This is a genomic window from uncultured Ruegeria sp., from assembly GCF_947504215.1.
Classification (GTDB): Bacteria; Pseudomonadota; Alphaproteobacteria; order Rhodobacterales; family Rhodobacteraceae; genus Ruegeria.
The window spans coordinates 331,138-354,051 of record NZ_CANNGO010000003.1; the positions used below are offsets into that span (position 1 = coordinate 331,138).

Annotated in this window: 22 protein-coding genes; 14 read left to right on the forward strand and 8 right to left on the reverse strand. The window is 56.5% G+C overall.

The window, feature by feature from the left end:
- Nucleotides 1-8: 8 nt before the first annotated feature.
- From Q1B21_RS08810 to Q1B21_RS08820, 3 genes are all read right to left on the reverse strand, one after another.
- Nucleotides 9-923, reverse strand: a complete 915-nt coding sequence (locus Q1B21_RS08810; protein WP_299888426.1) for a carbohydrate ABC transporter permease — start codon at nt 921-923, stop codon at nt 9-11.
- Between the two features lie 67 nt (nt 924-990).
- Nucleotides 991-2,241, reverse strand: coding sequence for an ABC transporter substrate-binding protein (locus tag Q1B21_RS08815; protein WP_298936503.1), 1,251 nt, complete (start codon nt 2,239-2,241; stop codon nt 991-993).
- Between the two features lie 29 nt (nt 2,242-2,270).
- Nucleotides 2,271-3,152, reverse strand: coding sequence for an N-acetylmuramic acid 6-phosphate etherase (locus Q1B21_RS08820; RefSeq protein ID WP_299888430.1), 882 nt, complete (start codon nt 3,150-3,152; stop codon nt 2,271-2,273).
- Nucleotides 3,153-3,309: 157 nt separating this feature from the next.
- Here Q1B21_RS08820 and Q1B21_RS08825 point away from each other — a divergent pair, with 157 nt between their 5' ends.
- The 4 genes from Q1B21_RS08825 to nagA are packed head-to-tail and all read left to right on the forward strand — an operon-like array spanning nt 3,310 to nt 7,152.
- Nucleotides 3,310-4,197: a BadF/BadG/BcrA/BcrD ATPase family protein gene (locus tag Q1B21_RS08825; protein ID WP_299888433.1), complete on the forward strand. Its 888-nt coding sequence runs from the start codon at nt 3,310-3,312 to the stop codon at nt 4,195-4,197.
- Nucleotides 4,194-4,961: a GntR family transcriptional regulator gene (locus Q1B21_RS08830; protein WP_298936506.1), complete on the forward strand. Its 768-nt coding sequence runs from the start codon at nt 4,194-4,196 to the stop codon at nt 4,959-4,961. The genes Q1B21_RS08825 and Q1B21_RS08830 overlap by 4 nt, the downstream gene beginning before the upstream one ends.
- 8 nt (nt 4,962-4,969) lie before the next feature.
- Entirely contained in the window at nt 4,970-6,001 is a 1,032-nt protein-coding gene (locus Q1B21_RS08835; RefSeq protein ID WP_299888436.1) for an SIS domain-containing protein, read from the forward strand.
- Nucleotides 5,998-7,152 (forward strand): N-acetylglucosamine-6-phosphate deacetylase, encoded by a 1,155-nt coding sequence (nagA, locus tag Q1B21_RS08840; RefSeq protein WP_299888439.1) that lies wholly within the window; start codon nt 5,998-6,000, stop codon nt 7,150-7,152. Before Q1B21_RS08835 ends, nagA begins: the two co-directional genes overlap by 4 nt.
- A gap of 32 nt (nt 7,153-7,184) precedes the next feature.
- On the opposite strand, the gene Q1B21_RS08845 is transcribed toward nagA, so the two are convergent.
- Nucleotides 7,185-8,057: a LysR family transcriptional regulator gene (locus Q1B21_RS08845; RefSeq protein ID WP_299082380.1), complete on the reverse strand. Its 873-nt coding sequence runs from the start codon at nt 8,055-8,057 to the stop codon at nt 7,185-7,187.
- A 45-nt stretch (nt 8,058-8,102) separates the two neighbouring features.
- On the opposite strand from Q1B21_RS08845, the gene Q1B21_RS08850 reads away from it, so the two are divergent.
- The 7 genes from Q1B21_RS08850 to Q1B21_RS08880 all read left to right on the forward strand — a co-directional run bounded on the left by Q1B21_RS08850 (nt 8,103) and on the right by Q1B21_RS08880 (nt 15,045).
- A complete protein-coding gene (locus tag Q1B21_RS08850; RefSeq protein ID WP_299888443.1) occupies nt 8,103-9,605 on the forward strand; it encodes an aldehyde dehydrogenase family protein in 1,503 nt (500 codons plus the stop codon).
- On the forward strand, nt 9,605-10,582 hold the full coding sequence (locus tag Q1B21_RS08855; protein WP_299888445.1) for a membrane dipeptidase: 978 nt from the start codon (nt 9,605-9,607) through the stop codon (nt 10,580-10,582). Before Q1B21_RS08850 ends, Q1B21_RS08855 begins: the two co-directional genes overlap by 1 nt.
- Nucleotides 10,579-12,264 carry a hypothetical protein gene (locus Q1B21_RS08860; RefSeq protein WP_299888448.1) on the forward strand — a complete coding sequence of 562 codons (1,686 nt, stop codon included), beginning with the start codon at nt 10,579-10,581 and terminating at the stop codon, nt 12,262-12,264. Before Q1B21_RS08855 ends, Q1B21_RS08860 begins: the two co-directional genes overlap by 4 nt.
- Nucleotides 12,261-12,890 carry a DUF3726 domain-containing protein gene (locus Q1B21_RS08865; RefSeq protein ID WP_299888451.1) on the forward strand — a complete coding sequence of 210 codons (630 nt, stop codon included), beginning with the start codon at nt 12,261-12,263 and terminating at the stop codon, nt 12,888-12,890. Before Q1B21_RS08860 ends, Q1B21_RS08865 begins: the two co-directional genes overlap by 4 nt.
- An 11-nt stretch (nt 12,891-12,901) precedes the next feature.
- Nucleotides 12,902-13,927, forward strand: a complete 1,026-nt coding sequence (locus tag Q1B21_RS08870) for an Ldh family oxidoreductase (RefSeq protein WP_299888454.1) — start codon at nt 12,902-12,904, stop codon at nt 13,925-13,927.
- 106 nt (nt 13,928-14,033) lie between these two features.
- Nucleotides 14,034-14,465: a hypothetical protein gene (locus Q1B21_RS08875; protein WP_299888457.1), complete on the forward strand. Its 432-nt coding sequence runs from the start codon at nt 14,034-14,036 to the stop codon at nt 14,463-14,465.
- A 109-nt stretch (nt 14,466-14,574) separates the two neighbouring features.
- Nucleotides 14,575-15,045, forward strand: a complete 471-nt coding sequence (locus Q1B21_RS08880; protein ID WP_299082393.1) for a DNA starvation/stationary phase protection protein — start codon at nt 14,575-14,577, stop codon at nt 15,043-15,045.
- A 1-nt stretch (nt 15,046) separates the two neighbouring features.
- Here the strand turns inward: Q1B21_RS08880 and Q1B21_RS08885 are convergent, their stop codons facing one another.
- From Q1B21_RS08885 to Q1B21_RS08895, 3 genes are all read right to left on the reverse strand, one after another.
- A complete protein-coding gene (locus Q1B21_RS08885) occupies nt 15,047-15,301 on the reverse strand; it encodes a DUF1289 domain-containing protein (RefSeq protein ID WP_299888461.1) in 255 nt (84 codons plus the stop codon).
- A 160-nt stretch (nt 15,302-15,461) separates the two neighbouring features.
- Nucleotides 15,462-17,039, reverse strand: coding sequence for a GMC oxidoreductase (locus Q1B21_RS08890; protein WP_299888464.1), 1,578 nt, complete (start codon nt 17,037-17,039; stop codon nt 15,462-15,464).
- 42 nt (nt 17,040-17,081) lie between these two features.
- Nucleotides 17,082-17,630 carry a gluconate 2-dehydrogenase subunit 3 family protein gene (locus tag Q1B21_RS08895; RefSeq protein WP_299888467.1) on the reverse strand — a complete coding sequence of 183 codons (549 nt, stop codon included), beginning with the start codon at nt 17,628-17,630 and terminating at the stop codon, nt 17,082-17,084.
- 238 nt (nt 17,631-17,868) lie between these two features.
- Here Q1B21_RS08895 and Q1B21_RS08900 point away from each other — a divergent pair, with 238 nt between their 5' ends.
- From Q1B21_RS08900 to Q1B21_RS08910, 3 genes are all read left to right on the forward strand, one after another.
- Nucleotides 17,869-20,880 carry a di-heme-cytochrome C peroxidase gene (locus Q1B21_RS08900; RefSeq protein ID WP_299888470.1) on the forward strand — a complete coding sequence of 1,004 codons (3,012 nt, stop codon included), beginning with the start codon at nt 17,869-17,871 and terminating at the stop codon, nt 20,878-20,880.
- 136 nt (nt 20,881-21,016) lie between these two features.
- On the forward strand, nt 21,017-21,409 hold the full coding sequence (locus Q1B21_RS08905; RefSeq protein ID WP_299888473.1) for a hypothetical protein: 393 nt from the start codon (nt 21,017-21,019) through the stop codon (nt 21,407-21,409).
- Complete coding sequence (locus Q1B21_RS08910) at nt 21,409-22,368, forward strand: tyrosinase family protein (protein ID WP_299888476.1); 960 nt, start codon at nt 21,409-21,411, stop codon at nt 22,366-22,368. The genes Q1B21_RS08905 and Q1B21_RS08910 overlap by 1 nt, the downstream gene beginning before the upstream one ends.
- A 364-nt stretch (nt 22,369-22,732) precedes the next feature.
- Here the strand turns inward: Q1B21_RS08910 and Q1B21_RS08915 are convergent.
- A partial coding sequence (locus Q1B21_RS08915) for a hypothetical protein (RefSeq protein WP_299888479.1) occupies nt 22,733-22,914 on the reverse strand: 182 nt, incomplete at its 5' end.

The window sequence follows — 22,914 nt, forward strand, 5'->3', positions numbered from 1 at the left end:
TCATTCCCTCAGAATTGATAGCGGCGGATACGGGTCTGGATCAGGAACAAATACATGCAGACCCCTGCCAGGATGATGAAGAACATGCCCGTCGCGATGGCCGACCCCATATGAGGATCCCCCAGTTGCAGCTGAAACCCGAAGAAGGTGCGATACATGAAGGTGCCCAGAATATCGGTCGAGAAATCCGGCCCCGCCAGCGCACCCTGTGCGGCATAGATCAAGTCAAACGCGTTGAAATTGCCAACAAATGTCAGGATCGAAATGATGCCGATCGATGGCAGGATCAGCGGCAATTTGATCTTCCAGAACGCGGCCAGACCAGTGATCCCTTCGACCTCGGCCGCCTCCAGAATTTCTTCTGGGATCGACAGAAGGGCGGCATAGATCAGCATCATCGGGATCCCGATGAATTGCCAGACCGAGACCAGCGCCAGTGTGGTCAGCGCGTATTCTTCCTTGCCCAACCAGGGCGCATACAGGGATTTCAACCCGATCGCGGACAGCATGTCTGGCGCGATCCCCCAGATTGGCGACAGGATCAGTTTCCAGGCAAAGCCAACGATCACAAATGACAGGATTGTCGGGATAAAGATGGCAGAGCGGTAGAAGGCTGCAAATCGCAAACGCGGGTGGGACAGCATTGCAGCCAAAACGATCCCAATGGGGTTTTGAACCAGCATGTGGATGAAGAAGAACCAGAAATTATTCCCCAAGGCATTCCAGAACGCGTCAGACCACAGCGGGTCGCCAAACAGGGTGCGGAAGTTGTCCAGCCCAACAAACACACGGGACTGATCGACCTCGGTATACAGCGCCAAACGCAATGTATTGAAAAGCGGAAAGACCATCACGGCCGAGTAGACGAGCACTGCGGGCGCAAGAAAAACCACGATGTGCCATTTGATGCGGCTGCTGCCCATAACGTGCCTCTACGGTTCAGGGTGGTTCCGGCCTTAAGGCCGGAACCGGTTTCAAGTGAGTGGTGGATTATTGATGGGGCGCGTACCAGGTGGCCAAGCCATCCTGCAGCCGCTTGCCTGCATCCTCGGGGCTTTCTTCACCTTTGATCACCTGAACCGAGGCGTTCCAGGTTTCGTTTTCAAGGTTCGGCGTTCCGCGCGACAGGATTTGATAGGTCGAACGGATGGTCGACCCACACTCTCCGCGCCAGCTGACGAATTCCTGAGCCAGCGGGTCCTCCATGGCAACATCGAAGTTCGAAAGCGAGAAGAAGCCTGGCAGCGCGTTTGCATAGATCGTTGCAAACTCTTCTGATCCAACCCAATCAAGGAAGGTCCGGGCAGCCTCGGCGTTGGGGGAGGCGGCATTCATGCCAATGGCAATATCCGTGTGGTCCGAGATATAGCAATCGTCGCCTGCGTTCGGAACCGGCGGTTTGAAGGCGCCCATTTCGAAATCAGCCAGATTGTTGAAACCGCTGATTTCCCAACTGCCCGCCGGATAAACGGCCGCGCGACCCAGTGTGAACAGGTTCTGACTGTCGGGATAAGTCTGTGCCTCATACCCGTCGCCCAGATACTCACCCCATTTGGCCAACTGGCGATACGGCGCCACCCAGGCCTCATCCGTCAGCTTCTGCGAGCCGTCGATCAAAGCCAGACGGCCTTCTTCGCCTTTCCAGTAGTTCGGGCCGACGTTGTTATAGCCCATCGTCGCCGCTTCCCACTGGTCATTGGTACCCATGGCCATCGGAATATAGTTACCGTCTTCCTTGATCTTGCCCAACACTTCAAAGAATTCCGCCTCGGTTGTCGGAACAGACAGCCCCAATTCGGCAAAGGCGTCTTTGTTGTAGATGAAGCCATGGATCACAGACGCCATAGGAACACAGAACGTGGCCGAGCCATCATCGGACTGCCAGGCGGATTTTGCGACGTCCGAGAAATTGGCCATACCGCCCAGATCGGACAGGTCAGCCAGATGGCCAGCATCATAAAGACCCAAAGATGTATCGAATGGGCGGCATGTGATCAGATCACCGGCCGAGCCTGCATCCAGCTTGGCATTCAGCGCCGCATTGTATTCTGCCGGGGCAGATGGTGAGAATTTGATCTTGATATCCGGGTTCTGCGCTTCAAACGCCGGTATGATCTTCTCCTGCCAAAGTGCCAGGTCATCATTGCGCCAGCTTTCGATGGTTAGCACCGTTTCGGCCTGTGCCGCACCGGCCAAGGCCGATGACGCCAGCAAAATTACAGTAAGCGATGTTTTTCTCATGGTCTTCTCTCCCTAGTGTTTGTTGTCATTCACAATTGCTCAAGCGCGGGACGCAAATGCCCGCCGGATTGGGCCAACATCTGATCCGCTTGCGTTACAGTGGTTGCGCCGGCCGCCAACAAGATGGCCGGCTTCAAGTTCCCTGCGGCCTTATGTAATGCCAGGCTCGCCTCGGCATCTGAAACGCCGGCGATCTTCTTGATTATCCCCTCTGCGCGTTGGCGCAGTTTGCGATTATCCGCGACAACATTCACCATCATGCCGTCGTGAACATGACCCAGCCGAATGCCCATCAGCGTCGACATCATGTTCAACGCCACCTTTTGTGCGGTGGCCGCCCCCATCCGAGTGGAGCCTGCGATCAATTCTGGCGGCGTGTTCAGGAAAATCGCGCAATCCGCGTGCTCGAATAAGGGAGCGTCATTGTTGTTAGCTATGCAGATAATCTTGGCGCCAGCACTGCGGGCGTGACGCACAAAATCAAGCGGAAAAGGTGTGGAACCGCTGGCGGATATGGCAATAACCGCATCCCCCGACCGTACCCCTGCCGACGCCACCTTGGCTGCATCGACATCATCTTCTGTATGACCCGGCATTTCGGCCCCAGTCGGAATTCCGCCAGCCATGGAAATTGAGATGGACTCGGGTGACAGGCCGTAAGTGCCGGGCAATTCCGCACCATCGGCAAGACCCATCAACCCTGAAGATCCAGCAGCAACATAGTGTATGCGTCCACCGTTCTTGATCGCGTTCGAAAGAAGTGCCGCGCCCTGCGACAGCCCCGCCAGACACCCGTCCAAACCGTTCAATGCAGCCTTTTGCGCATCAAGCAAGCAGGCGAGCACGTCGGCATCGGAACGCAAATCCAATCCCTTCGTTCCCTCACCCAGCATTTCAGTTTGCGGCAGCATATGATTCCCCCTTGGTATGCCATATAATACCTATACAATACCTTTTGTCTATACCAGCCTTTGAATTTTCCCTATTTCAGCCGATTTCTCGAGATTTTCCGGATAATTTTCTGCAAAGGTCTTTTTTTCAGCCGAAAGGTATTGTAAAGGTATCTATATGACTGAGTCCTTCCCATATCTTATTGCAGTTGATGGTGGCGGCACGCGCTGCCGATTTGCCATGACCTCACCCGCGGGCCTGCTACGGGTGACTCTGGGCAGCGCCAATGTGTTCTCGAATCGCGATTCAGCGATCCACACATTGAACGCAGGTTTGAGCAAGCTGATGGAACAGGCAGCTCTGCCTCAGTCAGCTTTGGTCAACATTCCTGTCTATGCGGGCCTTGCCGGCGTCACGGACGCACAGGCGGCATCGGAAGTTGCAAACCAGCTGCCTTCGCGGGTTGTCGAAGTCGAGGATGATCGCAGATCGGCAGTCGTTGGCGCGCTGGGATCAAATAACGGTTGTCTGATGGGTGTCGGGACCGGATCGTTTCTGGCCCGCCAGGTAGACGGTCAGATCAGTTTCATTGGCGGCTATGGCCCTGTGATTGGGGATGAAGCGTCAGGCCACTGGCTTGGCAAACAGCTTTTGCGATCTGTGCTGCTCGCCATGGATGGTATTCGACCCCACAGCCCTTTGACGCAAGACATCGGCGCTCGATTCAACTATGACCCCGCGAAAATTGTTGCGTTCTCAGGTGCTGCACGCCAGGCAGAAGTTGCGGATTTTGCACCTGATATCGTTTCCGCTGCCAAAGCAGGAGATCCGGCGGGGCAGGAGCTTATGCAGAAAGGCGCTGACTATTTGGCGGGGGGCTTACGTGCGCTTGGCTATTCCAGCGGAGATCCAATCTGCGCCATTGGCGGCGTTGCGGCCTGCTATCAGGATTACTTGCCAGCCGAGATGGCTGCGGCGCTGACCGAGCCGGAGGGAACAGCCATTGACGGAGCCCTGCAACTGGCGCGCCGGTTGGCAAAACGCGCAAAGGTGGGTGCTGAATGACTGCGGATACAATCGAAGACTTTCTGAAGTCCGATGACTGGATGCAGGACGCTGCCGGGCCCCGATACGTGCGTCTGCGCAAGCGGATTGAAGAGAGCATCGAAACGGGCCTTCTGGGCGAAAGTGCGCCGCTGCCCGCGGAACGAGAGATCGCCACTCTGACAGGCTTGTCCCGGGTAACAGTTCGCCGGGCAATGCAGGATCTCGTCGACCGGGGCATCATTGTCCAACGCCAAGGATCCGGCAGTTTCGTTTCAGACGGAACGCCAAAGGTGGAACAATCTCTGTCCCGGCTGACATCCTTCACCGAAGACATGACCCGGCGGGGCCTGAATTCATCCAGCGAATGGCTGGAGCGTGGCGTTCACACCCCGTCACCGGAAGAAGTGATGGCACTTGCGCTGTCGTCGGGCGAAGCTGTCGCTCGGATATCCCGTTTGCGACGCGCCAACGACCGGCCAATGGCAATCGAACGCGCCTCATTGCCGATTGATATCTTGCCGAAACCGCAACTTGTCGACTCGTCGCTTTACGAAGTTCTAGGGCGTGACGGAAATCGGCCCGTTCGGGCATTGCAAAGAATTTCTGCAATCAATCTTGAAAGCGAGGATTCTGCACTTCTGGGTGTCGAGCCGGGTGCAGCCGGGCTGCGCATCGTACGCACCTCATATCTGGCCAACCGCCGGGTTGTCGAATTCACGCGCTCTATCTACCGCGGCGATGCCTATGATTTTGTGGCAGAGCTGCGTTTGGCCAATAGCTAGGACAAAACATGCAACATCTGATCACCCGCATGCGCCGGGAAATCGACGAAATACCTGCGGCCGTTGACCGGTTGCTGACACATGGGCAGGCCGATATCGCGGCTGTCGCCGATGTCGCGCGAAACCTTGACCCGACCTTCATCGTGACAGTTGCGCGCGGCTCGTCCGATCATGTCTGTACTTATCTGAAATACGCATCCGAAATTGTTCTGGGCGTTCCAGTTGCCTCGGTAGGCCCTTCCATCGGGTCGGTCTATGATTCCGTCTTGAAGTTGCAAAACGGGCTTTGTCTGTCTGTATCTCAGTCAGGAAAAAGCCCAGATATTCTGGCGATGGCCCGCAACGCAGGGCGCGATGGTGCCATGACCGTTGCACTGACCAACGATGCTCAGTCTCCGTTGGCGAAGGCCAGCACATATCCAATCGATATTCAGGCGGGCCCCGAGCTAAGCGTCGCGGCAACTAAGACCTTTGTCACCTCGGCGGTTGCCGGTCTCTGGCTCCTGGCCGAATGGAGCAAGGACGCGGCTTTGTTGTCTGCGATCCGGGCTTTGCCACAGCAAATGGACGTCGCCACCAAAATCAGCTGGCCGGAAGTGCGGGCTGCAATTGGTGAAAACTCATCGCTGTTCACCTTGGGGCGAGGGCAGGCTTTGGCCGTTTCGAATGAGGCTGCGTTGAAGCTCAAGGAAACCTGCCAGCTGCATGCCGAAAGCTATTCGTCAGCAGAAGTTTTGCACGGGCCGGTCTCGATCGTACAAGACGGCTTTCCGGTTCTGGGTTTTGCTGCCGCCGATGCCGCAGAAATGCCTCTGTCAGAGGTCGCCGACGCGATCAGCGCCAAAGGCGCGCAAGTGTTTGCGACGACAGACAAGGTAAAGCAGGCGGTCAGAGTGGATCATGTCCGCACAGATCATGCCCTGACGGATCCGCTAAGCCTGATTGTGTCGTTCTATTCCATGGTCGAAGCTTTTGCAGCTTCTCGGGGAATCGACCCAGACGCGCCGCGCCATCTTAAGAAGGTCACCGAAACGGTATGAGCAGCGCGCTTCAAGCCATCACCGGAGCCGAGGTTTTGACGCCAGACGGCATAGTGCTTGACCATGCGGTTTTGCAGCGCGACGGCCGAATTGAAGCCGTCGTGCCGGTTTCTGATCTTGGGCCTGACGTCCAGACAACAACGGTTGATGGCGGCTTCCTCGCACCCGGATTTGTCGACCTTCAGGTCAATGGCGGCGGTGGCTTGATGTTGAACAATGCCCCCGAGGTCGAGACGTTGCGTGTGATGGCAGCCGCCCACGCCCGAATTGGCGCAACTTCGATCCTGCCCACTTTGATCACCGACACGCCCGAGGTAACGCGGCGCGCAGTAGCGGCTGCAATTGCCGCAATAGCAGAAGGTATTCCCGGTATACTGGGCCTGCATCTGGAAGGGCCTCATCTGTCCGTATCACGCAAAGGCGCGCATGACGCCGCGCTGATACGTCCGATGGAGCAGTCAGATCTGGAAATGCTTTTGGAAACTGCGGCACTGCTGCCGGTTCTGAAAGTCACCGTTGCCCCTGAAGGTGTATCAAATGCCCAAATAATGGCGATGGCTGACGCTGGCATCCTGGTGTCGCTAGGCCACACTGATGCCAGCTATGACGCCTGTAAGGCAGCCGCGAACGCCGGCGCGCGCTGTGTCACGCATCTGTTCAATGCACAAAGCCAGATGGGAAACCGCGAACCCGGAACCGTAGGGGCGGCCCTCGCGTTGGGCGATTTATCCGCCGGTTTGATAGCGGACGCCATCCATGTGCATCCAGCCTCGATGAAAACCGCGCTTGGCGCAAAACAGGGGCCGGGCTGTGTGTTTCTGGTCAGCGACGCGATGGCAACCGCTGGATCAGATATCGAAAGTTTCACGCTGAATGGGCGGGAAATTCACCGCAGCGGCGATCGGTTGACGCTTGCAGACGGAACGTTGGCCGGTGCCCATCTTGAGCTGCTGGATGCGGCACAAAACATTTCGGAATTGTCCGGTGTAGCACTGGCCAAGGCGTTGGAGATGGCCAGCCGCCTGCCCGCCGGCCTGATCGGTCAGAATCAGATTGGTCGGATTTGCCCAGGTGCTGCGGCCGATATCTTGCACATTGGCGGCGCAGGACGGCTCGAGAGCGTTTGGCAGGGCGGTCGCAAGCTCAGTTAGCCCCAATTCTGAAGCGGCATTCGAGGCACGCATTACTCAAACGTCTGGGACAAAATGAACGAGCTGCAAGCCTCGGTCAGATCCCTGAAACGCGCCCTTTCGCGTATATAGAGATAGACCTGACGTTTATCGGGCAGGTCCGCAAAAGGTCTGAAGGCCGTCGAATCCGGAATGACCTGCGCGACGGTCTGCGGCAACACGGTCGCCCATTGGCCGGTCCGCACCATCGTGATCAGTGAATGCGTGTTGTGTATGGCTATTTCCGAGCTTTCAAGCACGTCCTTGAAATCAGGAGATTGGATAAAATCACATAATGCGTTTCGCACAAATCTAGTGGCCAACAGATCCGAGATTTTTGGTGGCTCGGCACGCGTTATCAGCGGGTGATCCGACGCAGCGACCAGACCAAAGCGATCTTCAAACAAGGGGACCGTTCTAACCCCATTCAGCGGATGTTCGCCAGATGCTATTCCGATATCCGCCTTGTCCCCGGCGATGGCGTCCAGAACCTGCTGGGTGTCTGCATCGCGCAGCTCGATCTTCAGGCCGGGGAATCGCGTTGTCATGTGGTCAAGCAGGGCTGGAAACACTAAAGCCCCGACCGAGGGAACAGATACAACGCGGATCAGCCCGTGTTCCGCTTTGGCCGCAGCCTCGATGCTCTGCACCGTTTGATCAAATTCCCGCACCTGTTTAAGCGCCAGATCAAACACTTGCTTGCCCATCGGGGAAAGGGCGTTCTTTCTTTCGCCCTCGAACAGTTTTTTGCCCAGATGATCTTCCAACTGTTTCAAAGTCATAGAGACCGCAGATTGCGTTCGGCCTAGCCGGTCTGCAGCTTCGCCAAGGTTACCGGTCTGGGCGACCGTACAGAAGCAGCGCAGCATCTCGACCTTGATCGCCATATTTCAAACTTTCTTAACTTACTTAAAGTTATTTGAGTTTGACTGATGAGACCTACAAAATCCATCCTATCCCAAATTGAAATTGCGAATTTGGGGTCTGACGTGACAAAACTGAACCTTATTGCTGGCGAATGGCTGGCTGGCGAAAGCGAAATTGAAAACCGGAACCCTTCGGATCTGAGCGATCTGGTCGGCATGTTCGCGCAAGCCAGCGCAGATCAACTCGACGCGACACTGGATCAAGCACGCACCGCACAGGCCGAGTGGGAGGCGTATGGCCCCGAACGCAAGCAGGCCGTTCTGATGAATATCGGTAATGAGTTGATGTCGCGCGCCGAGGAGCTCGGCACCCTTCTGGCCCGCGAAGAAGGCAAACCCAAGGCCGAAGGCAAAGGCGAAGTTTATCGCGCCGGTCAGTTCTTCACCTATTACGCCGCCGAGTGCCTGCGCCAGATCGGTGAGAATGCCGACAGCGTGCGCCCCGGAGTTGAGATCGATGTGCGCCGCGAAGCGGTGGGTGTGGTGGCGATCATAAGCCCGTGGAACTTCCCGACCGCGACCGCGTCGTGGAAAATCGCGCCGGCACTTTGCTATGGCAACGCGGTGGTCTGGAAACCCGCCAACATCACCCCGGCCTCGGCTGTGGCTCTGACCGAGATCATCGAACGTCAGGACATCCCTAAAGGTCTGTTCAGCCTCGTTATGGGTTCGGGCCGGTCCATAGGTCAGCGTCTCGTCGAAAGCCCAGAGGTCAATGCCATCTCGTTCACCGGTTCGGTTCCTGTTGGTAAAGGCATTGCGTCCGCCGCCATCCAGAATCTGACCAAGGTTCAGATGGAAATGGGGTCGAAAAACGCGCTGGCCGTGATGGACGACGCCGATCTTGATCTGGCCGTGACGCTGGCGCTTGGCGGTGCCTTTGGTGGCACCGGTCAGAAATGCACGGCGTCTTCACGGCTGGTCGTGCACGCGGGCATCCATGACGCCTTTGTAGAAAAACTGGTTGCCGGTGCTCAGGCCATGAAAGTCGGCCACGCGCTGGAAGAGGGCACGCAGTTGGGTCCCGTCGTCAGCCAGCAGCAGCTGAGCGAAAACCTCGCCTATGTTGATCTGGGCAAATCCGAGGGTGCAGAATTGGCTTGCGGCGGTCAGCGCCTGGATATGCCCCATGACGGCTTCTACATGTCGCCCGGCGTGTTCCTGAACACCACCAACGACATGCGCATCAACCGCGAAGAGATGTTTGCACCCCTGACCAGCGTCATCAAGGTCGGCAGCTATGACGAGGCGCTGAGCGTCGTCAACGACACCAATTTCGGCCTGACCTCGGGCATCGTGACCCAAAACTTGGCCCGTGCCACCCACTTCCGCCGCAATGCGCGGACCGGCGTGGTGACCGTCAATCTGCCCACCGCAGGCACCGATTATCATGTACCCTTCGGCGGACGCGGCGACAGCTCGTACGGTCCGCGCGAACAGGGTAAAGCAGCCGCTGAGTTCTACACCACAGTCAAAACCGCTTATATCAGTGCCGGAACCCCAGTCTGATGCGGATCGACGGGCTGCAATATGTGAACTGGTCGGAGAAGGTTTTCCGCCAACTGCGCGAAGGCGGCGTGGATGCCATCCACGTCACCATCTCGTATCACGAGAACTTTCGTGAAACGGTTCTGAACTTTGAAAAATGGAATCGCTGGTTCGAGCAGTATCCGGATCTGATCATGAAGGGTCAGTGGGCCAGTGATATTGATGTTGCCCGCGAAACCGGACGAACGGTCGTATTCTTCGGATTTCAGAATCCTTCGCCCATTGAAGACGATATTGGCCTGGTTGAAATCCTGCATACGCTGGGTGCGCGGTTCATGCAGCTGACCTATAACAACCAGTCCCTGCTGGCGACCGGTTGCTACGAGGCCGAAGACACCGGCATCACCCGCATGGGCAAAGAGGTCATCAAAGAGATGAACCGTGTTGGTCTTGTCGTCGACATGAGCCATTCGGCGGACCGCTCGACCATCGAAGCCGCCGAACTGTCCGAGCGTCCCATAGCCATCACCCACGCCAATCCATACGAATGGTCCCCCGCCCTGCGCAACAAGCGCGACGAGGTCATCCGTGCGGTGACGGAAAAAGGTGGGATGCTGGGCTTTTCGGTCTACCCTCATCACCTGAAGGACAAATCCGCCTGCACGTTGGAGAGCTTCTGTGAAATGATCGCCCGCACGGCAGACAAATATGGCGCTCAGAATCTGGGGATTGGCACCGATCTGTGTCAGGACCAACCCGACAGCGTGGTCGAATGGATGCGGGTCGGGCGTTGGACCAAGGAAATCGACTATGGCGAAGGCTCGGCCAGCGCACCTGGCTTCCCGCCCATGCCGAACTGGTTCAAGGACAACCGCGATTTCGGCAACATCGAATCCGGCCTGCGCAAGGTCGGCATGAATGAGGATGAAGTTGCCGGTATCATGGGCGGCAACTGGTACCGGTTCTTTGCAGAAAACTTTGGACCTATGAACGTATGACAGATTCGCGCTCTCATATCGCTCGCCGGGATCCGGCCACCGTGATGCGCCTGTCGCGGCTGGGATCGCTGCATCAGTGCAGGCTTAGCTTCATGCGGCAACTGACACGACGCATGGCGAATGAGGGGTGGACGTTTTCCAGACCGGTTTTCAACATCGATGATGCGGGCGTTGGCCACGCTGTCTACTCCGCGCACGGCCCGGAACGCGCCTATTCCTTAGTGGCGTTTGCCCATGACCTGCCACCCGAACAACGCTCGGATCGGGTGATCGCCGAAGCCTGGGATGCCACGTTCACCCTGTTTGACGGGGTCCCGACAAACGAAGATATCGACAGGCTGTCGCAAAACGTACCGTTGCAAGAGGCCGGACGCGTTAGCGAAAGCGAGCTGTCCCTGTCCCGCGCAAACCGGTCCGTTCGATTGTGGGCGCATGTTGTGGACCGGCTCGCAACAGGGCAGCAACCCGATCTGGAACAGATCTACAAGGTCGGCTACCTGATGCGGACAACTGCGGTATACGGATCCGGCAAGTTTGGTGCCGCAGATCGCGAAAAGACGGGAAACCGTCCAGAAACCAACGCACCCTTCCAGACCGAAATGCTATCGGTCTACCTGACCCGCACATTTGTGCGTGATCTGGTACAGCATATGGCGCAGGTCAAAGGCGGCGATGCCACAGCCAAGCTGGACGCGGACATTGCCCGCTGGCTGGGGATTGGCAATTCAACCGGCCTGGGCATGGCGCCCTTCATCGTCAACCATCCAATCCTATTCAACAACTGGATCATGGTGCGAGAAGAGGCCATCTCGCGTGTTCGTTCAATCGAAACCGCTTCGGCAGAGGAAGACAGAGCGTTTCGGGAGATCTTTGAACGCAGCAAATTGTCGATGTCGTGGTGGCACTCGGAACATCCGGTTCAGATCAAAAAGCTTGCGGCGTTGAACGCAGATCTGTCCTCCATTTCGACTTATCTGAGCCAGGAAAAATTGCAGCACGACTACCCTTGGGACCGTTTGGTTCGCTGGTCCGAAACGGCGTTGAGCCAGGAAGGGCAGGAACTGGTCGCCTCGCTGATCCTGGAACCTTACGGGGATCTGGTGGATGGGCTTTCGTCTTGCATGGCCGACAGCAACTCTGGCGCGCATGTGATCAACGGCGCGATGCCCGTCACCGAGGTTCGTTCGCTTTTTGACCAGAGTTTCGGATGGGCAATGGATCTGGACTGGACCGCACCCGAAAACTGCGCCCGGGCCTGGTACGTGTCCGAAGAAAAACTGGAACCCCGGCTGGGCGAACGGTTCAAAGAACCTATTGCCGAGTATGAACAACCCTTGGCCCCAGCGCGGGACGCAGTACGCGCTCAAAAGGCGCTTGCAGAATGGGACGGCGAAGCCCTGATTGCAGAATTCCTGCTGCGGCACCCCGAACATCGTCACGCGGTACGCCGTGCACAGATGGCCACTGTGGCACCTTATGGTGAGATTCACGACAACACGATCAGCGCTGACGTTCTGCCGATAGATATGCTGAGGGCAAAGCTGTCCTTCTTTGGCGCAACACATTTTGATCCACGCTCGGACCGCTGGGTGCGGATTTGCATGTATTCCGGCGCGCCCTACCCAGAGGATCTGATCCGCGAAAACGCCGATCTGTGGGTGTATCCCGAGGTTCAGAAATGAGCTTTTCACTGAACGAGGTAGAAGCCACGGCAAAGCGCGCGGCCCGAGGTGCTGGATATGCTTGGGGTATCGCAGAAGAAGCTGGAAAAGCGACGCGGTGGCTATGCGCCCAAGGGCTGGATGGGCCAGCCGAACTGGCCAAGCTTTTGGACATGGGCTTCGCCGGATCATTGGACCAGCACATGCCACAAGACCTGACCGCAGATTGGGTGGGTGAAAAGGACCTGTGCCCGCTGACCTGCGGCGCGGCGCTGTCTGACTACGCCAAAAAGTGGCAGGCTGACCCGCTGCATCTACGGCGTGTTGCTGTGCCGCTTTTGCTGCTTCCTCTTGTTGCCAATGCAGTGAAGTGTCAGAACGCGGTCGCCACGATCACAACCGACGGCATCAATGCTGTGACAGATGGCACGCATCTGTCCTGTTCAGACGTTGATATGAGCCGGGCCGACCACGTGACTGTAAGCACTGGTGGCACGTTGGAAACGACAAGGCCAAAACAGACGCGCGCTACCCCTGATCCGGCCAGTTGGGATGTTCTCACCAACTTTGCCTTCCGGACCTACGCCCCTGCAACCGAGCAATCCCGGCTTTTGGGCGCAGGGGCCGGTTTGTCGGATAATGACTGAAGGATACTCTGATGACTGAATACAAAACGCTCTCACTGGCTGACATCGAAGAGCTGTCCTTCAATGCCCTTGTCGCTGCAGGAACCAGTGAAGAGAATGCGCGCCCGCTGGCTGTTGCAACGGCCGCAACCGAGGCTGACGGCATCGCCAGCCACGGCTTGGCCTACATCCCGATCTATTGCGAGCACGTTCAATGTGGCAAAGTTGACGGCCGTGCCAATCCATCGCTTGAAACACCACGCCCCGGCGTTGTCAGAGTCGATGCGGCCACCGGATTTGCCCATGTGGCGATCGATCTAGGGTTCGAAACTCTGATCCCGGCAGCGCGGACACAAGGTATCGCGGCTTTGACGATCAACAACAGCTACAATTGCGGGGTGTTGGGCTACCACACCTATCGTCTGGCTCAGGCCGGTTTGGTTGGGCTTGGATTTACCAACGCGCCAGCATCAATTGCCCCGTCCGGCGGATCGCGCCCAGTTGTTGGTACCAATCCGTTTTCCATCGCAGCCCCGGGCACCGATGGACAGCCCGCCCTGCTGATCGACCAAAGCGCCAGCACCATTGCCAAAAGTGAGGTGATGAAACATGCCCGCGAAGGCAAGGCGATCCCAATCGGTTGGGCACTTGACCCGGATGGCAACCCCACAACCGACCCTAGCGTTGGCTTGAAAGGCAGCATGGCGCCTTCGGGCGGTTACAAAGGTGTTGGCGTCGCCCTGTTGACCGAGGTGATGGCAGCGGCATTGACCGGAGCAACACTTGGGATGCACGCCTCGCCGTTTTCGGGAACGGCCGGAGGCCCCCCCAAAACAGGACAATTCTTCATCGCAATTGATCCCGCCACAACGTCAAACGGCCTGTTCTCAACAGCGATCTCGGATCTAGTTGACGCGATTCGGTTCCAGGACGGTGCGCATTTGCCAGGTGACGGACGTCGCGCAAACCGTTTGTCTGCCCGCAAAGACGGCGTTTCGGTCAACACCGCAACCCTTGCCAAAATCGAAGCGGTTCTGAAACCTGGTTCGGGGTCTTGACGCAAGAATCTGAGAGAGCGGCTTGTATCCGTTAAACCCAAGCACTACTGTCAGGTATTGAAAACGGCGGCTATGGCGCCATTGGAGTCTCGAGCAATCCCAGACCATGATTCAGGCAATCAGTTTCAGACAAGCGGATGCACCGTATGCCCCCTCATCACCTCGGATGACGGGCCGATCTTTGCGGATCATAAATCACCTTCGGCTGGTTGCGCTGGAATGCCGATCTGCGTCGCGGGTCGATCTGGATCATGCCTGCGCCTTGCTACTGGCAGATCCCGCGGATGCACAGATGCGTCATGCAGAAACACTGATGCGTGGGTTCCGTCAGGCGGTTTGCAAACGGCCGGTATTTTATCGCCCGGGCACTGCTGATCTGTCCTTTGATGAGGCCTGGCTAGTGCGCTTGTTCGAGACGATCGAACAAGAGGACAAGGACAGTTTCCGATTCTTGATCCAGTCCCGAGTTCCACGCTGGACGCAGAGAAATCTAGCCTTCCTGATACGTTCGATTTCCAAGCAGTTCCATAAGTTTTAGAATTATTCTAAAAAGTTCTTGGAATATCTCTGTGATCCTCTAAATATGGGTCAGGACGCTGTTTTTTTGCCGAAGCAGCATGACAACCAGCAGAACCAAGGTGATTTTTATGACTCAGACAGCTATTGACCTGACCACAGATTCCCGTGCCGCAATCGCCGACGCATTGAACCAATCAGTGGCAGAAACTGCAGTGACCACGATGTTGGCGCAAAATTTTCACTGGAACGTAACAGGCATGGCCTTTGGGCCCCTGCATGAGCTGTTCCAGAATATCTACGAAGACCATTTCACCGCGCAAGATGATTTGGCCGAACGTATCAAAGCACTGGATGCGCACGCCGAAGGTACGTTGGCCGGAATGCTGAAACGGTCGAAAGTCACCGAGCACGACGGCACTGCATCAGACAAAGAGATGATCAAGGCCATGCTGGATGCGCAGGAAACGCTGGCATCGACACTGGCTGGCTGTGGCGAGCTTGCGGCCGGGCACGGCGACACATTAACCGAGGATTTGTGCATCAGCCGCGGTCAAACCCACGAGAAGTTCGCATGGTTCCTGCGCTCTCACCTGCGCTAAGTTAGGCGGCCAGGGTAAATTTGACCTTGGCTTTCTTCTTCTTCAGTTTTTTCAGATAGGCCGGTCCCCAATGGGTGTACCGGCCCATTTTTTCCTGCTGACAGATCAACATCTGAACAAAAGCTTCCTGCTGATCAGGACGCTTGATCGACTTGAACAGCTTTTTTTGGCTTTTCGACATAGAGCATCCGATGCAATGGCCCTCGCGACGGAATTTGCAAACGTCGATACAGGGCGACGGGACTTTCTTACTCATGGATGAAACTCGCTGAAAAAACCGCCAGAGTAGCGGCTCGGCTGCTGACTTGGTCTGTCTAATGACCAAAATAGGTAGCTTTGTCGAGATAGCCAATCCATGTGGAGAAAGACCCGAACTATTACCTCTCAAACGGCCAGTCTCGGCGCCATTGACCTGGTCAGCGCAATAGCGATGATTTGTTGGTGCGAATGTAGTCCGCCGTCCGAAAGACCAGCGCCGCCAATGTCGCTGTTGGATTAATCGCACCGGGCGTAGGGAATAGGCTAGCACCTGCCACAAACAGATTGTCGACTTCGTGAACCTGCCCAAAGGAATTGGTGACCGAAGCGGATGGGTCGTCTCCCATGATCGTTCCACCCAACATATGCATCGGGCTCCGGGCGCCTGCCCAGGCCTCACTTGTTCCGGCGGCCTTGAAAATCCGCAGTCCTTCAGCTTTTGCCAATGTCGTTCTGGCAGCATTTGCCTGAGGAAGCGAGTTGGTGACAAGCGCTTGCGGCAACCCGAAACGATCACGCCTCGATGGGTCGAGAGCAATGTGGTTTTCCGGGATGCTGTCTTCTTCGCACAGAACTGTCATATTGCCGTAATGCGCACTGGCTTTCTGCATGTAGGTCTCCAAAGCGTCGCCAAACAATTCGGGTTTTGCCAGTGCCGTTCCAAGCAGATCGTTTGGTTTTGCAGCTTGACCGACGAGCCACGCCCGACTGCCGAACGCTCCATCTTCTGGCTGCTTGTTTTCATACCCTTCCAGACATAGTGTGTTGGCCCCCGAAACGCCCAAATGCGGCTCGGTTTCCTGAGGGAACAACCCGTGGATCGTTGTCAGAGCGTGGGACGTAAAATACTGTCCCAACGTTCCGCTGCCATTGCCCAGCCCATCTGGATGCTTGTCATTGGATGACAGCAACAAGAGCCGGGCATTCCAAATTGTATGGCAGGCAGAAATCACGACTTTGGAGGGTTGAAAATTTTCCTGACCGAGCTCGTCAAGATAGGTAACTCCAGTCGCCAAAGATCCGGACGGGTCGGTTTCAATGCGTGCTACATAGGCGTTATGGCGCAACTCAACACCCGCTTTCTTGGCGCGCGGCCACTGCAGCACGAGCGGGTTTGCCAATGCGCCAATCGGGCATCCCGAATCGCACCAGCCGTCTAGAAGGCAACCAGGCCGCCCATCGAAGGGGGTGCTGTTGATCGCAAGTGTATTGGACGTCAGCTTCAATCCTTCCGTCTCAAATCCTTTCTTGATGGCTGACGATTGCCTTGAGATGGGAATAGCGGGCATCGGATAAGGAGCACCTGCCGGTGCATGGGGATCGGCGTCCCCTGACACGCCGAAATAGGTCTGTGCATGGTCATACCACGGTCGCAGATCCTCGTAGCTGATGGGCCAGTCCAGACTGCGCCCATACAATGATTGGACGTGAAAATCATCCGGGTGCAAACGGTACCAGTTCGCGTACCAATGCAAACCAGCACCGCCCGTCCCCCATCCCATTGCGAAATTTGCTGCTCCGACCAAATCGCCCGTTTCGCGGACTTCCGGCCCCGCCCACCGAAGGCGCCGCGACCAGATTTGCGAACTGATCATATCCGAAAGCTTACGCTCGGGCCCGGCCTCCAGAACCAGTACATTGAACCCTGCCTCACCCAGTTCGGCCGCCATTGTGCTGCCAGCGATACCAGACCCTGCAATGACAACATCAACCAATTCATGTGAGATTTTCTTCATCGGCCCCCTGTCATTTGGATCGTGCCTTTCGCAAGCGTCACATTACCAGGGCTGCGGAGGCGGGATGTGAGCCAGATAAGGTATTCCGATCTCTGCGAATCCAGCTTTTGTTCCATAAACAACGTCAACCGCGTCACTTCGTGAGATGAAGTAGAAGAAATTCGGATCGGGATCTGTCCAGATCTCCATTTCCGAGGCCACGCCTGCGGCAATCATATCTTTCTGCTGGTCAAGAGACAGTTTCACAAACGGCAGGTCAAAGCGGTGATGACTCTCTGCATCAATTCCGGCAATGCCCTTACGATAGAACCCTGCCATGTCGCTCGCATCAAGATATCTTAACAGCAGAAGAGACTCTGCTTGATGCCCTGCAAGGTTCTGATCAACAAACCGCGCCACTCCAGCCACGTCTGCTCCTGAAACAATGGTCTTACACCAAGCGGCAAGGGTCTCGGCTTCGCTTATCTTCAGATACTGATAGTTGGCTTGTTCGATGTTGGTTGCCTCGCCGCTAAAAGACGGGCGGTGCAAAACAGCACTGGCCCAGAGTGTGGTTGGGATCATGCGGGTCACAAAGCGTCGACGCTTCATCCTTCGACCTGTCTCAGTCATTCTCCTGTGTATGCTGCCATTTTCGCAGCAACAAAGCCTTTGTCAAATAATGGTCTGAACACAGCCGGGAGCAGCTGGCGCTGTGAGCCCGTCAGTTGGCAATACCGGTTTGGTTAGTCGTCCTGGACAGGAAAGCAGATTTTCTGACCGATTGACGTCTATTTGTGCTACAGTCAAAGGATATTTTTTTACGATATTTAATTTTAGGGGGACGAAAATGGGCCGCATTTTCCTTGCTATTTTTGTGTTTTTTTCAGGAATCGCCGCCGCTGACGATTTCTCCCAAAACGATGTGTCTATCCTTCTCGAAGCGCCGATACGAGCAGATGACCCCCGGGTTGTTCTGCCCGAGGCTGCTTTTCCAACCAATCTCGCGGCAATTGCCGGTGCCGTCATTTCGAATGTCAACGCGATGCCCACTGCGGTGGAAACCATCGATTCCAGTATTCTTACAGATCGCCGGGATCAGCTGCATGTGGCCTCGATACGGATCGACCCGGGCGCGCCGGGTTTGCACGCGGCGTTCCGCCCGTTTGGGCGCAACCTGCAGATCCGGTTAGTGGTGCAACCGGTCGATTTCAACTCGGGCGGCGCGCCCATCAGGGATGAAGCGGTGCATCTGGTCTACACGTTTGGGGCGGATGCGTCCAACGCCCCTCCGGTTTGCCCTTTCCGGATTTTACCGGATCAGACGGATATCGATGATTTTCAGGCCGCCATAGATGATCTCGTCGCGATCCGTGATGAACTGGCCGGGATGGGTGTGGTCACTGCCGAGACGCCCTTGGGTGTGCATCCCGCATTCGACACCCCGGCAGCGGCAGAAGTGCTGACGGCGCGTCTCAGCAGTTTTGTGGAAACGCATCTGGGCGCTGATCGACTATCGGCGGTCTCAGTGGCTGGATTGCCACCCGGCGCGCCCGAGCCTTGGGTTTTTCTGGCGCTACAACGCGCAGGAAATGGTTTCACGCCGGTGCCAAGCCCGGCCGTCGCCCAACCGGATGATGTGACCGCACCTAAAAACTTCCAACAGATGCTCAGCTTTCTGGATGACCCGGAAAACGGCGGGGTCGTTCCGCCCGGACTGACGCGGAATCACCTGCCGGTGGATTGCCTGGCAAATTTCGTGCTGCCGGTTTTTGGGCTTCCCCAGCCAGATGCTGACGACGGAGTATCCACCAGCACGCTGTTTGGGTCCGGGGACAACACGCCGCAAAACGCCGCTGAGATTTCGGCTGTCATCGCCGATCCTGCCGCGTCACATTTCTTCAATACAGATTGTGTTAGCTGCCACACGGAAACCCGTCGTGAGTTGGACGCTGCAGCTGACCCTACCGCCGTTGCCACGCGTATTGCCGCCGAAGAACAGATGGCGCAGGATGATCTGCCGCGCAGCCCGGATGGGATGGGCGACCGGTTCGATCGTTGGAACATTCGTGCATTTGGGTGGTTCCCCGGATTTCCGGCGACGGACGGTCGGGCTCATGCCACTGTGGTACGCCGAACCGCACGCGAAACCGCCGAGGTTGTGGCATGCCTGAACGAAGGAGACTGGACCAACCTGGGTCAACCCTGTCTGGCAGAAGATCATACACAGTTTTTAGATCAGGGCTGGTCAGATGGCATCCGCAGGCAGTACTACCACACCAGTCAGGGGGGCAAAATCATGCCTCTCAGCTGGTTTCTGGCACTAGAGACCAGCGATGGGACAGAGCGGTTTGCGACGCCTGCAAATCTGGCTCGCTATGGTCTGTTGCCGTCGCCTGTTGATGCGCTCAACCCCCATGGGCTGCCTGTCGGGTTTGCCGCGACCGAATCCGAGAGCGGCCCGCATGTCAGCCTGAATTGTGCGTCATGTCATTCCGCAGATGTGATCATCGAGGGTGAAGCTTTTCGGATTGATGGTGCGCCCGCCAGTTTTGATTTCGACCATTTCGCGGCGGAACTGGCGAAAGCCGTGCGAGAGACCGGGCAGTTGGATGTCACTGATCCAACAGATCCCAAACCGTCCGAGCGGTTGAAGACATTCATGCAAAATCTTGCCCTGACAGATCCCGCTGCACTAGGTGATCCGGAAGAATTCGTTCCGCAGTTTCTAGGTTTTGCCTCGGACTTCTCGGGGCAGATGGCGCAGCGCAGTCCGCTGCTCCCTTCAGGTCCCGGCCGGGTGGATGCGCTCACCCAGATCGTCAACGCGGTGGCAGTCAAAGACCTTGGTGTTATGGAAAACCTGGCAACACCGCGCGCGCCCACCAGCTATCCGCCCTTGTGGATGGCTGACCAGTTGGAATTCGTACAGTGGAACCTTGCAGTCGCGGACCCGTTCTCGCGCAATTTGGGTCAAGCTTTGGGTGTGTTTGGAAGCGTCGATTTCACGCCGGAAAAGCAGTTTGAATCGTCTGCGGATAAGGCTGCGTTAGAACTGTATGAGACATGGATCAAAGATCTGACCGCTCCGAAGTGGCCAGAAGATTTGCTAGGCCCGGTCGACACTGGTCTGGCTGAACAGGGTCGCGATCTCTTTGCGGCGAATTGCGAGGAATGCCACAACGCGCCCCCATATCGTATGAGCGACCCGAGCGAGAACCTACGCGGAGATCAGTTTATTAGGGTTGGCGCAATTCCGGTTCAAAAAGCGGGTACCGATAGTGAGTACACGCGGGCTTTCACCCAGCGTTGGGCCAAAAGCGGTTCGCTGCAAAACCCGACAGAACCGGGTGGGTTGAAACCCGTCGTGCCCTCCGTTCGCCTTCTGCAAGTCGTCGTGAGGGAAGTTGTCCAAAAAGCACTCGGCAGTCAGGCAGCTACGAAAATGCGTCTGCGGCCGAAAGCTCACCCCGATTGTGCATTGCGAAATGCGCAGATTGGAACGGCTGAGCCTTGTGGGTATGCGCCACCCTTCCAAGGGGCTGCGTTGAAAGCCAGCCCACTGGTCGGTGTCTGGGCCACCGGGCCGTATCTGCACAACGGCTCGGTTAGGACGGTCTATCAGGTGATCTCACCCCCGGGTGAGCGTGAACCGGTGTTCTTTGTGGGCGACCGCACATTGGATACCGAACGCCTTGGGTTTGTCAGTACAGAACAGGACAACGCCTTCCGCTTTGACACGTCGGTGACCGGAAATGGCAATGGCGGTCATGTGTTCTGGGACACGCCCTTCACCCATGACGAAAAGATGGCAATTATTGAGTATCTCAAAGACCCAGATCGTTTTCCGATTGATAGGTGATCTGCGGGCCGACCCCTAATCGCCGGAAACGAAGTCAGAACTAGTTTCCGGCGCCTCAATTTCGTTTGGAAGCCGCGGGTATCTGAGCTGTCAAACCCGCGTCCAAGCAGGTCAACGCAGCAAAGGAGGTGTCGTGATGACTGATAAGCGTATGCAACATGAAAACCGGCCAGCAGAGGTAGACCTGGGCACTCTTCACCTTCCCACCGGATACGCACAGGATACCGACCATCATGGGCATCAGAAATCCTTTACGTCGACAAGAACCGCGCTTCACCGCGGCCAGAAAATTAAAATCCGAACAACATATCGCATCGAAATCGACGGTGAGCCCCTGACCTTACACACCATGGTTTTGGATGACGGGACCGTGCATTGCCATGGCCTGCCAAACTATTCTTTCCCGTCTGCAATCGATCTTGCAAGGTCCATTATCGATGCCTCGCGCCTGGCGCCAATGGAACGCAACGAACTTGGAATGGGGCATGATGACCATGATGGTCACGCAGATCATGGGGGGCACAGCTAATGGCCGGCACCAGAGAAAACATCCTTGTCAGCGAAACCGTGCGCGATCAATTCCTACAGGGCATGGTGGCGCTGGACCAACCCAACTCGGGGATCTTTGCCCGGGACATTGCCGCTTTCCTAAGGAACAATAATCTACCGCTTGATATTGTTGGCACAGACCAAGAGCTTTCGATCTACGATCTCTTTGTTTTCTGGCATGTTCTGGCCATGTCGATCCAATTGTCGGTCGGCAACGCCGCCCATAGCGGGCCGATCTTTCTGCCCTGGCATCGGATGTATCTCATTCGCCTTGAACAGAACCTGCAGCAGGTTCTTGGCGACCCTGATTTTGGTCTGCCGTACTGGGATTGGGCCGCGGACGGAGAGCTGCCTGTTGCAGATCAATGGCGCACAGACCTGTGGTCGCGTGACTATATTGGCGAGGCCAGAGGCGCCGTCCGGTCCGGACCTATCGCCGCTATGCGCGTGCGGCTTGTTCAGGATGCTAGAACCGGGCGGCTTGTCTCGACCAACCCACGACGCATTCAGCGCGCGGCTGGGCTTGATCAGCGGGTCAGAACCCTGCCAACCGAGGCGCATGTCGAGACTGCGCTTACCCAACCGACCTATGATAGGGCCCCCTGGAACCAAAGCGTCATCAGTCATCGCAACGTGCTTGAGGGATGGGTTCAGGGACCACAGCTGCACAACCGTGTTCATGTCTGGATTGGCGGCGATATGGGACCTGGCACGTCACCCAATGATCCGGCGTTTTTCCTCAACCACTGCAATGTGGACCGTATCTGGGAGATGTGGATGGACCGCAATGGCCGCGAGTATCAACCAGGGCGCAATCGCGGCCCGCAAGGACATAGGATCGATAGCACGATGGTTTCAATTATCGGACAGGCCCTCAGCCCGGAACAGGTTTTGGATCCGTCCGTTTGGTACGCTTATGACCACCAGCTTATTGCTTAGTCCGGCGGAGTGTTACGGAACACACCAAAACCACGATACCTGGAACAGTATCCTGTCCGAGCTGGCCGCCGGGCGTTATAAGATACTTTTTTCTCAACAAGCGGGTACCTAGAAAACTGCCTTGCCCATCTGATTGAGCGACCTAATTGCGGCTACGGAACTGGAAAACATTCCGGGCCAATGCAACCACTGCAGTGAGCGGATCTCGAGCGCCGTATGGCGCGCCAACAGGTTTGTGCCAGCGAAGTTCTGAAGGCTGAGACAGTTTTTCATGTCCAATCAAGACCATGTGGCGAACGCGATGTCGATTGGGCTCGCCAATACTTTTTTAAGCCCATATGTGTCCGACTGAATACTGACAAAACTATCGGAAATTCGAAGGCAGCAGGGAAATCGAGCCTAGCGGCCCATACTCAGAACGCACAAATCCGCCCTTCGGCGGCCTGTTCGACACTGTGTTCGACTGTAGTGGTTTCGGGGAGTAGGATTTGAACCTACGTTCCAGCGCTTTGCGCGTTCGTCGGGTAATCGATCCACTGGATTGAT